Raw genomic sequence first — 10557 nt, 5'->3', positions numbered from 1 at the left:
CGAAAAATAAAAAACAAGGGTAATAGTGACTATGTTGCAATTTAAATGCCGATTAGCTTACTAGCTAAAGAAATTGTAGCGATCGCAGAAACTTATAAAGCTGGGAGCATTGTTTTACCAAAGCTAGGGGATATACGGGAGATTATCCAAAGTGAAATTCAAGCCTTAGCCGAAGCAAAATGTCCTGGCTCCGTAGAAATCCAGCAAAAATATGCCAAACAGTATCGAGTGAACGTCCATTCCTGGAGCTATGGCAGATTAATTCAAAGCATTCAAAGTAAAGCTGCTCAGGCAGGAATCATGATTGAAGAGGGAAAACAACCTATTCGCGGCAGTCCCAATGAAAAAGCAAAAGAATTAGCACTTTCTGCTTACCATCTCCGCCTAGCTAGACGAAGTTGACAAATAAATATCTGAACCTTGACAATAAAATAATCAATAGCGCCGCAGTTCATGCTGCTTGCAGCCTCTGAACTGTGTTAAATAAGGGTTAGTTTGACTGTAGCAATACAGCCTTGCTTTCTGACCCTAGTAGCTGCTCACCCTGATGCTGCTGTCTTCGGACAGGATAGGTGCGCTCCCAGCAATAAGGGCGCAGATGTACTGCTGTAGTGGCTACTAAACCACCCCCGCTCAAGGGGGAACCCTCCCCAATTCTTGATTTGACGCACCAAAGAGAGGTCAAAATTCCGCTCCTGGTTCGCGCCAAGCCTGAAACCCTTATCCTACAAGGAATTTAGTCATAAATTTTCTTTTTAGGTTACTGTAAAACTTCATTCTGGGAGCATGATTGATGAGGTTCGCGGAAACTGCCTCTCAAAACTTCTTTGTACAAGGGTTTGAGATGGCATCTGTTGCAAACTCCCTTCCAGCAATGGGAGCTCAATGCGTATCGTTTGACGTACCTTGCAAGAGAGAATTAAAGTTGCAAACTCCCTTCCAGCAATGGGAGCTCAATGCGTATTTGATATATGAATAATAATAATGAATGTGAGGTTGCAAACTCCCTTCCAGCAATGGGAGCTCAATGCGGGGGGATATGAATAGCGGTTTGATTAATCAAAAAGTTGCAAACTCCCTTCCAGCAATGGGAGCTCAATGCGTGTACTGCAAAGTGCGTACAAAGAGAGTCCGACTTGTGTTGCAAACTCCCTTCCAGCAATGGGAGCTCAATGCTTTAATGAGCTTACTGACAAAGTTCTTGTCGTTGGGTTGCAAACTCCCTTCCAGCAATGGGAGCTCAATGCTACTTCCAGCCATGAGCATTGCCCTGAGGTTGCAAACTCCCTTCCAGCAATGGGAGGGTTGAAAGGAGAATAAGATGCGAACCGGGAAGAGAGCGGATAAGTTGCAAACTCCCTTCCAGCAATGGGAGGGTTGAAAGAGAGCAGGACGTACTTCGAGTCATTGATGCCGTTAAAGTTGCAAACTCCCTTCCAGCAATGGGAGGGTTGAAAGATATTTGAAAGTGAGATTAGTTTCGGGTTTCAGTAATTATTAAAGTTAGGGATGGGTTGAAAGCAAGTCCTTTTATCCGCTTGTTTTAATTATTCTGTATGATAATTACAGAGTGTGTTATCTTAGCGACATTAATTTGTCACCACTAAACAAGCGACATCTAATTTGTCACAACGACAACTAATCTGGCTCAACGACAACAATTTGTCATCGACGACAAATAATTAGTCACTGTACATATCAGTATCTACCTAGATAAGGCAATTGAATTTATTAAAAGTGCGGATAAAAGGACTTGAACCTTCACTCCTTTCGGAACTAGAACCTAAATCTAGCGCGTCTGCCAATTTCGCCATATCCGCATCAGTTTACTATCATATCATAAGTAATTATTTATGGGAAGGGGGAGTAGGGAGTGGGGGATGAGGGGGATGAGGGAGACAAGGGAGACAAGGAGAATAACCCATGCCCAATACTTCTCTACGAGAGGCTGCACCAACGACAACGCTCAGTACAAGTGCCCAATGCCCAATGCCCAACACTTCTCTACGAGAGGCTGCACTAACGACAACGCTCAGTACAAGTGCCCAATGCCCCATGCCCCATGCCCAATTACATGACTGCAACACGAGGCAGACGATGCTTGAAACCGCAAAGAATTTCCCAGGAAATAGTGTTTAGTTGTTCTGCCCAATCGTCTGCTGAAATTTGTTCTTTTCCCTGTTCCCCTAGCAAGGTGACTACTTCTCCTTCTTGGATATTGGGTATGGCACTCACATCCAGCATCAACTGATCCATTGTAATTGTCCCAATTTGGGGCATCCTCTGACCGCGAATTAATGCCTGCATTTTGTTGGAAAGACTGCGAGGAACACCGTCAGCATAGCCAATTCCGACGACGGCGAGGCGAAGTTCACGTGGGGCAATAAATTGATGGCCGTAGCTGACACCCGTTCCTGGGGCAATTGTTTTAACTTGGGTGACTCGTGCTTTAAGTTGCAACACGGGCTTGAGGTCGATCGCATTTTGTAAATGGGTTGCTGGGTAGAGTCCGTAAACTGCTAAACCTACTCGCACAATGTCGTAATGCAATGCCGGATCTGTGAGTGCAGCTGCTGAGTTTGCCAAGTGCAAGCAGGGCGGTTGAATTCCCATTGCTTTGATTTGGGCGATCGCGTCCTCAAATCTTTTATGCTGTTGTTCCATTGTCGTGGTATCATAACTATCTGCTGTTGCCAAATGAGAATAAATACTAGCTATCTCAAGATGTGGTAATCGTTGCACTAATTGCACAAATTCTCCAGCTTGCTGCCAATTAGTCCCCAACCTGGACATTCCTGTATCTAATTTAATGTGTACGGGCACTGGAGAACCGTAATTCATCGATTCTAAAGTGTCGGAAAATACCAAAGCTTGTTTAGGACTACAGAGTGTGGGCTGAAGTTTCCAATGTGCGATCGCCTGAATCTGCTCTGCTGTATGAGTTGCCCCTAAAATCACAATGGGCGCTTGAATCCCGCCTTCTCGCAATTGAATCGCTTCTGGAACTGTAGCGACTCCCAGCCAACTAGCTCCCGATTGGATTACAGTTTGGGCAACTGTTACCGCTCCATGTCCATAGGCATCAGCTTTTACTACTGCCATCAACTGGGTACGCGGCGATAAAAACTGTATCAATTGCTGGACATTGTACGACAACGCCCCTAAATCAATTTCTACCCAGGCGCGTTGGGAAAACCAAGCGTAGGTATCACACTCCTGACTATCAGCAAAACTTGGGGTTTGTTTGTGACTCAACATTTGTACTGACTCCTATCCGATCACGGCTAAACTTCCAAATTATCTATCTATACACGCTCATTTAAGCGATATCAGATTAAATAGGAAGTTTAGCCTTCATATTGGAATTGATACAAGATGTTGAGTTACTAAAGTAAAAGTTAAGAGTTAAAACTCATCTAAGTTTATAAGCGTAGTTTTCGCCCTCACCCTAAATCCCTCTCCCATATCTGGGAGAGGGACTTTGAAATTCTGGCTCCCCGAATCCCAAATCTGGGGTTGGGGGATGAGGGCAAATCCTTTTCATCTCCTAACTCCTCACTCCTAACTCTCAACTCATAACTTAATTTGCGAATTCTCCCGAAAGTATAATTTATTATCATCTCCCTAGCAGGGTGTATTTGTGTTAACATATTGTAAAACTCATACCCTGAGCGCAGATAAATGGGGAAAGTTTTAGTCTTAAACGCCTCTTACGAACCTCTCAATATAACGAGCTGGCGTCGCGCTGCGGTTCTGTTAATCAAGGGCAAAGCAGAACGCGTGGAACACAACGGTAAATTTCTTTATGCGGATTTCCCGTTGCCGACCGTGATCCGGTTGCGTCATTATGTACGTGTTCCTTATAAAGAAATTCCTCTGACTCGCCGAAATATATTGCACCGTGACGGTCATGCCTGTCAATACTGTGGTTACACAGGGGATGAGTTGACCCTAGACCATGTAATACCGCGATCGCGCGGCGGCGGCGATACCTGGGAGAATATTGTGACAGCTTGTGTCCGTTGCAATGTCAAAAAAGGCAGTCGAACTCCCCACGAAGCTCATATGCCTTTGCGTCATCCCCCTCGCCAACCTTATAGCAGCCTCTATTTCGAGGTCAGCAAACATCTTAAGAGTGGACTGCATACAGAGTGGCAAAAGTATGTTATAGGTCTTTGACATGATCTAACCTAATCCAAAAAGCATAAAGGAATAGTCACAGGTTGGCGTTCGTGCTTACTTTCAGAGTATGGCTCAAGCTGTGTTGAATATATTTGCTTTCACAAATTGTCTGTTAGCTAGAATTTGTCTAGGCACTCTGATGCACATTTGTCGGCAGAAACCAACACAGTAGTCTGCATAAATCCAGGCAAGAAAGACAGCAGCCAACACTACTCAGAATTATCAGAATTTTGCCAGGGGATAGAAAACACGCGTTGTTCATCAAAAATAATTGTTAATTGCTCAATAATCCACAATAATGAGAGTATTGAGCATAAAAATATTTCAAATATCAAGGACTAAGCCTAAAGTATAAGATAAAAAGTATGCCCTAAGTCAGATAAAAATCCTGTTGATTGAATTTACGCAAGACAAAAAAAGTTCCTAAAAGAGTTTTATGCTGTCAGATACAGCCAATATAGTAAACTTCCTTGTTTGCAGGACTTCTACGCCCTCTAGTCGAATTTAGTTGCTGTTGAGCGGTGTTACTGACAGAAAATATACTCAGATGTATAGTGCAATGTCCTGATATTTTTGCGAAGATCATAATAATGTGGCTAAATTCAGTGAATTGCTGAACGTAGTATTTCTGAATTAAAGGAGCCTTACACTTTAAAAAAGTTCCCTATGTACTTGAATTCTCCCCTTACTCACTTTGAGAGTTTGTCATTGACCACAGAGCCAAACCCAGAGGAACCTGAAATCGAGAAAACGCCAGTGGAAGTTGCATTTAAGAGTCCGTCATTACCGCCATTGGTAGGTGAAGGAGCAATATATCTCAATCACCGTGGTAATTCTCTGGCACAACAAAAGTCAGAAGAACTGCAAAAAACCCTTCTGGCGCACCGACACGATCGCCAACTGGTAATTCTGCAAGATTTTCCTGATCCTGATGCCCTTTCCTGTGCCTGGGCTTACCAGTTAATTGCCCAGCAATATGATATCAAATGTGAAATCATTTATGCTGGCGCATTGAGCCACCAAGAAAATATTGCCTTGGTGAGGCTGACTAATTTACCTATCCAACGCTGCACGCAGCAAACCTTAAAAAGCAAAGATTTGTCATCTTATCAAGGTTTTGTACTAATTGATAACCAGGGAACCACTTCACAGCTACTATCGGTGGTGCAGCAGGCTAAAATTCCCCTAGTAGTCCTAATCGACCATCACAGTATACAAGGTGATCTCCACTCAGAGTTTGAGGATGTCCGCCCTTATGTAAGAGCTACGGCAACAATTTTTACTCAATACCTGCAAACGGGATTACTGGCGTTAGATACCAGCATAAATCAACACGTCAAATGCGCTACTGCCTTGATGCATGGCTTGCGATCGGATACAAATCGGCTAATGCAAGCGCAAGAAGAAGACTTTATGGCAGCTGCGTATTTAAGCCGATTTTATGATGCCCAATTGCTGAACGCCATTTTACAGGCGAATCGTTCCAAGCGGGTAATGGATGTGATCGAGCGATCGCTCAAAAACCGCATCGTCCAAAATAACTTTTCCATTGCTGGTGTTGGTTACCTACGCTACGATGACCGTGATGCCATCCCCCAAGCGGCTGATTTTCTCGTCACCGAAGAAAACGTTCACACCGCCGTAGTTTATGGCATTGTTCACGATGAAGACGAAGAATTAGAAATAGTCATTGGCTCGCTGAGAACCAGCAAACTTACCCTTGATCCTGATGAATTCATCAAAGAAGCATTTGGGCAAGATAGCACAGGGCGCTTTTTCGGCGGTGGAAGGACAAGTGCAGGGGGCTTTGAAATTCCGATGGGTTTCTTATCTGGCAGCAACGAAAATTCCGCCTATGCGAAAATGAAATGGGAAGTATTCGATGCTCAAATTAAGCAAAAACTCCTGAGGTTGGTTAATCCTAGAGATCATCCGATTCAGTCAGAATAGTGGGAGATCAAGGAGATGAGAAGAACTCCTAACTCATGCAGCAGTCAAAGCGTTTGGTCAGATAGCATCCGTAAGTTATATCGTGATAAACATATTTCCCGATTTTTCTAAAAAGTCGGGAATCTTGATCTTAATAACAGAGGCTGAACTGATTGAGGATGTAGTTCGTGCCTAATGTTCAGTATGTAGCCACAAATAAAATTAACTTGCGCGTACCTATTTTATTTGCGAAGAAGGAGCGCCATGAAGTCTATAGAACTGCAAATACTAGAAACTCTGTATGAGCAAGATTTTTATGCTTGGGTAGAGCAAACAGCAGAGCTTTTGCGATGTCTACGACGGGCTACGCCTACGCACCACTGGGACACGCTGGATTTAGAACACTTAATTGAGGAAGTGGTGGACTTGGGTAAGAGTCAACAGCGTGCCTTGCAAAGCGCGTTAGTTGGCAAATGATTATTACCCGTGAGCGACTGAATTTGGATGAATTACTGCAAGAAAGCCCCAGCTTGCGCCGTTTTTTAAATAATGCCGAGTGGATTAATATTACTTATCAGCGATCGCGGCGAGAGGCAATAGTGGAGACTGGTTTATTAGAGGATGACTTGGCGATCGCTTTTCCGTTTTCTGTGGATGAGATTTTAGACTTAGACTTTTATCCTAACCCCGACGAATAACCGTAATTTTATCCTGTGAGCGATCGGCTATGCTGGAGTCAAAGTGTTTGGTTCTATGACCGCGTTATTATAATCCTAAACAAAGCAGCGCATATATTATCATGTACCAACTCACTTTGACTATTCCAGAAGAAACTGTATTAGCTCTGAATGTAAAACCAGAACAGCTACAAAGTGAAGTTCTTCTCGCTGCTGCTATGAAGTTATACGAACTTGGCAAACTCTCTTCAGGAGCAGCAGCTAACTTAGCAGGTATTCCCAAAGTTTTATTCCTTTCACAACTAGCAAAATATGACATCAGCACCTTCAAACTCACGGAGGCTGAACTGATTGAGGATTTAGCTCGTGCCTGACGTGATTGTTGATACTTCAGCAGTGCAATATCTCTACCAGCTTAAATTATTTAATTTGTTATCTAATTTGTATAGTCAAGTGATTATTCCGGCTGGTGTGGCTTCTGAGATAGCACAGGGGCTATCAGTTCTGCTCTTTAAAAGGGTTAACCATGACACAGCAAGAGTTATCGAAATTTTTAACATTGTCAGAACTACAAAAACAAGTGCTGCAATTACCCATTAGAGAACGTTGGCATCTAGTTCAGTCTGTTCTGGCATCAATTCAACAAGAAACCTTATCGTCTATTCCTCTCAATCCAATCTTAGAACCTTTAACCGACCTTGACCACTGGACTCAGAGTTTAATAGGTGTAATCCAGCTAGAACATGAAAATCCGGCAGAAACTTATATTGATTATTTAGAGGAAAAATACAGTTGAAGCGAGTGTTATTTGACAGCGATGTATTGCTTGATATTTTGGCACAGCGTCAACCGTTCGTCACAGCTTCAGCAAGAGCATTAAATACAGTAATGCAGAATCAAGTACAAGGTTATGTTTCAGGTCATGCAGTAACCAATATTTTCTATATCTTGCGTCGTCAAGTTAGTAATGAAGTAGCGCGTGAACTATTAGCGAGATTATTGCAGCACCTTCAAGTTGCCAGTGTGACAGATGAAGTCATTCGGCAAGCTCTGAATAGTCCAATCGCAGATTTTGAGGATGCGGTAACGAGTGCTGCGGCGCTTACGGCAGGTTTAGAAATAATTGTGACGCGAAACACACCCGATTTTGTCGCTTCTTTAGTTCCGGCAATGCTGCCAGATGAGTTTATGACAACGCTAATTTGAGTGAGTTTATTTTTCTAAGAGGTATAAAAATGACACAGCAAGAATTGTTTAATGAGTTTTTATCCCTTCCTGCGGAAGCACAGCGTCAAGTAATCGACCTTATTGCTTTTTTGCGACAAAGATATGCAGTAGTTAAACCAGCCTCTGAGTCGCCAGATTTTGACTTGATAAATGATAGCTTTTTTGGGATGTGGAGCGATCGCCAAGATTTAGCTGATAGCACTACTTGGGTGCGTAGTGTTCGAGAAAATGAGTGGTCAAAGTCACATGACTAACTCAACCATCGTTGATACCGATATTCTAATTGATGTAGCTCGCGGTGTTATCGAAGCAGTAACCTGTTTGCAAAATCTGAAGGTGAGTTCTGGCTTGGCAATTAGCATAATCACACAAATGGAACTAATGGTTGGTTGTCGTAACAAAGTAGAATTACAAACACTAGAAAATTTCCTCAAGCAGTTTTCCATTATTAAGATTGATCAGGCTGTATCAGACAAAGCAGTTGATTTATTGGGCTATTATCGGCTCAGTCATGGTTTGCTTATTCCTGATAGTCTCATTGCAGCTACAGCAATAGTGTCGAATTACCCGTTTATCACAAAAAACCAACGGGATTACAGATTTATTCAAGGTTTAAACCTATTGCCATATCCATAAGAACACCTAACACTGCACTGTACCGGAGAGATGGCAGATCAACAAATACGTAATAATGATTAAGATTAGGATAGGCGAATTCACACCAGGCGTAACTCCTAACTCAGCACGGGCTACGCCCCACTACGCTAATAAAACTAAAAGTATGGAACTATATTTAATTCGTCATGGCATCGCCGAAGACAAGGGATTAGGCATCAAGGATGAGGAACGCAGCCTTACCAAAGAAGGACGGCAAAAAACTGAGAAAGTTGCCCAGAAACTTGTTAAATTAGGTTTAAACTTTGATTTGATTCTCACCAGTCCCTTAGTGCGGTCCCGCCAAACGGCTGAAATCCTCATAGCAGAAAAACTAAGCTCCCAGTTAGAGGAATCTAGCCACCTCGCCCCCGATGGTGAAATTTCTAGTTGGCTCAAAGACTGGTTAGAGCCAAGAAATTATTCCCAAAATAGCCAACTGGCGCTGGTTGGACATGAACCTGGTTTTACCAATTGGGCAGAAATTCTCCTATGGGGGGAAGTCAAAGCCAGCTTAGTCTTGAAAAAAGCAGGTATGATTGGGATAAAACTACCAGAAACAGGTTCTCCTCTGGGTCGTAGTCAGATGTTTTGGTTGACACCTCCCAAGTACCTGCTATAACAGTTTTTCAACATTTCCAATTGTTGTTAGAATGGCTACTGTTATGGTGACAATAATTTCTGGTAAGTTAGCTTGATCAGATATTTCAAAAAGCGAATGGTGTTGCCATGATGGTGTGCGAATACAAGCCTGGTTTAGAAGGCATTCCCGCCGCCCAATCAAGTATCAGCTATGTTGATGGGCAAAAGGGAATACTAGAATATCGTGGCATTCGGATTGAAGAACTAGCAGAAAAAAGTACATTCTTGGAAACTGCTTATCTCTTAATCTGGGGCGAACTTCCAACCAAGGAAGAACTGAAAGCATTTGAGCATGAAGTTCGTTACCACAGGCGAATAAAATACCGCATTCGGGACATGATGAAATGCTTTCCAGAAAGCGGTCACCCAATGGATGCCTTGCAAGCCTCTGCTGCTGCTTTAGGCTTGTTTTATTCGCTCCGCGATTTACATAATCCTGTCTACATTCGAGATTCGGTGGTGCGCCTGATAGCAACCATTCCCACGATGGTGGCGGCGTTCCAACTGATGCGAAAAGGCAATGACCCGGTACGTCCCCGTGATGACTTAGACTATTCCGCCAACTTTCTATACATGCTCGATGAAAAAGAACCCGATCCTCTGATGGCGCGAGTTTTTGATATCTGCTTGATACTTCAAGTCGAGCATACAATGAATGCTTCTACCTTCAGTGCTAGGGTGACAGCTTCCACCTTGACTGATCCTTATGCTGTGGTTGCTAGTGCCGTAGGAACCTTGGGAGGTCCCCTGCATGGTGGAGCGAATGAAGAAGTAATTCAGATGTTGGAAAAAATTGGCTGTGTGGAAAATGTCCGTCCCTACATAGAGGATTGTCTGCAACGCAAAGCCAAGATTATGGGTTTTGGACATCGTGTTTACAAAGTGAAAGACCCACGAGCCACAATTTTACAAGGTCTAGCAGAACAGCTGTTTGAAAAGTTTGGGCATGACAAATTCTATGACATTGCTCAAGAGATGGAACGAGTCGTAGAGGAAAAACTCGGTAGCAAAGGGATTTATCCCAATATTGACTTTTACTCTGGTTTGGTGTATAGGAAGATGGGGATTCCCACAGACTTGTTTACGCCAATATTTGCGATCGCCCGGGTTGCCGGTTGGTTAGCCCACTGGAAAGAACAACTAGCAGAAAACCGCATTTTCCGTCCTACCCAGGTTTATAACGGTCTGCACGAAGTTACTTATACCCCCATTGACGAACGCTAACTCACATTGGGCATTGGGCGTT

At 43.2% G+C, this 10557-nt stretch carries 11 protein-coding genes, 1 tRNA gene, 2 pseudogenes and 1 CRISPR repeat array; of the genes and pseudogenes, 12 read left to right on the top strand and 2 right to left on the bottom strand.

Annotated elements, in window-relative coordinates; genetic code table 11:
• Positions 1–57: 57 nt before the first annotated feature.
• A pseudogene (cas12k, locus tag HWQ38_RS15565) lies at positions 58–402 on the top strand (type V CRISPR-associated protein Cas12k); the annotation flags it as partial.
• Positions 403–853: 451 nt separating this feature from the next.
• Positions 854–1521: direct repeats of the CRISPR family, unit length 28 nt; unit sequence GTTGCAAACTCCCTTCCAGCAATGGGAG.
• A 217-nt stretch (positions 1522–1738) separates the two neighbouring features.
• Here cas12k and HWQ38_RS15560 read toward each other — a convergent pair.
• Positions 1739–1820 (bottom strand) — tRNA-Leu (locus tag HWQ38_RS15560).
• A gap of 53 nt (positions 1821–1873) precedes the next feature.
• On the opposite strand from HWQ38_RS15560, the gene HWQ38_RS15555 reads away from it, so the two are divergent.
• The gene (locus HWQ38_RS15555; RefSeq protein ID WP_292794944.1) at positions 1874–2023 is read left to right on the top strand and encodes a histidine kinase; all 150 of its coding nucleotides are present in this window, start codon (positions 1874–1876) and stop codon (positions 2021–2023) included.
• 47 nt (positions 2024–2070) lie between these two features.
• Here HWQ38_RS15555 and alr read toward each other — a convergent pair whose 3' ends face one another.
• Positions 2071–3258, bottom strand: coding sequence for an alanine racemase (gene alr / locus HWQ38_RS15550; RefSeq protein ID WP_292794942.1), 1188 nt, complete (start codon positions 3256–3258; stop codon positions 2071–2073).
• A gap of 423 nt (positions 3259–3681) precedes the next feature.
• On the opposite strand from alr, the gene HWQ38_RS15545 reads away from it, so the two are divergent.
• The 10 genes and pseudogenes from HWQ38_RS15545 (at position 3682) to HWQ38_RS15500 (ending at position 10535) form a co-directional block, all read left to right on the top strand.
• Complete coding sequence (locus tag HWQ38_RS15545) at positions 3682–4179, top strand: HNH endonuclease (protein ID WP_292794940.1); 498 nt, start codon at positions 3682–3684, stop codon at positions 4177–4179.
• A 669-nt stretch (positions 4180–4848) separates the two neighbouring features.
• On the top strand, positions 4849–6132 hold the full coding sequence (locus HWQ38_RS15540; protein ID WP_292794938.1) for a bifunctional oligoribonuclease/PAP phosphatase NrnA: 1284 nt from the start codon (positions 4849–4851) through the stop codon (positions 6130–6132).
• A 243-nt stretch (positions 6133–6375) separates the two neighbouring features.
• A pseudogene (locus tag HWQ38_RS15535) lies at positions 6376–6809 on the top strand (DUF29 domain-containing protein).
• 101 nt (positions 6810–6910) lie between these two features.
• Positions 6911–7162: a UPF0175 family protein gene (locus HWQ38_RS15530; protein ID WP_292794936.1), complete on the top strand. Its 252-nt coding sequence runs from the start codon at positions 6911–6913 to the stop codon at positions 7160–7162.
• Between the two features lie 152 nt (positions 7163–7314).
• A complete protein-coding gene (locus tag HWQ38_RS15525) occupies positions 7315–7584 on the top strand; it encodes a hypothetical protein (RefSeq protein ID WP_292794934.1) in 270 nt (89 codons plus the stop codon).
• A 5-nt stretch (positions 7585–7589) separates the two neighbouring features.
• On the top strand, positions 7590–7994 hold the full coding sequence (locus HWQ38_RS15520) for a PIN domain-containing protein (RefSeq protein WP_292794959.1): 405 nt from the start codon (positions 7590–7592) through the stop codon (positions 7992–7994).
• Positions 7995–8023: 29 nt separating this feature from the next.
• Positions 8024–8269, top strand: a complete 246-nt coding sequence (locus HWQ38_RS15515) for a hypothetical protein (protein WP_292794932.1) — start codon at positions 8024–8026, stop codon at positions 8267–8269.
• Entirely contained in the window at positions 8262–8651 is a 390-nt protein-coding gene (locus tag HWQ38_RS15510) for a type II toxin-antitoxin system VapC family toxin (protein ID WP_292794930.1), read from the top strand. The genes HWQ38_RS15515 and HWQ38_RS15510 overlap by 8 nt, the downstream gene beginning before the upstream one ends.
• Before the next feature lie 145 nt (positions 8652–8796).
• Entirely contained in the window at positions 8797–9291 is a 495-nt protein-coding gene (gene sixA, locus HWQ38_RS15505) for a phosphohistidine phosphatase SixA (RefSeq protein ID WP_292794958.1), read from the top strand.
• A gap of 107 nt (positions 9292–9398) precedes the next feature.
• Complete coding sequence (locus HWQ38_RS15500) at positions 9399–10535, top strand: citrate synthase (RefSeq protein ID WP_292794929.1); 1137 nt, start codon at positions 9399–9401, stop codon at positions 10533–10535.
• Positions 10536–10557 lie beyond the last annotated feature (22 nt).

The organism is Nostoc sp. NMS7, assembly GCF_017115085.1.
Classification (GTDB): domain Bacteria; phylum Cyanobacteriota; class Cyanobacteriia; order Cyanobacteriales; family Nostocaceae; genus Nostoc.
The sequence above is the reverse complement of the archived record's forward strand: the minus strand, read 5'-3'. Positions and strand labels throughout refer to the sequence as shown.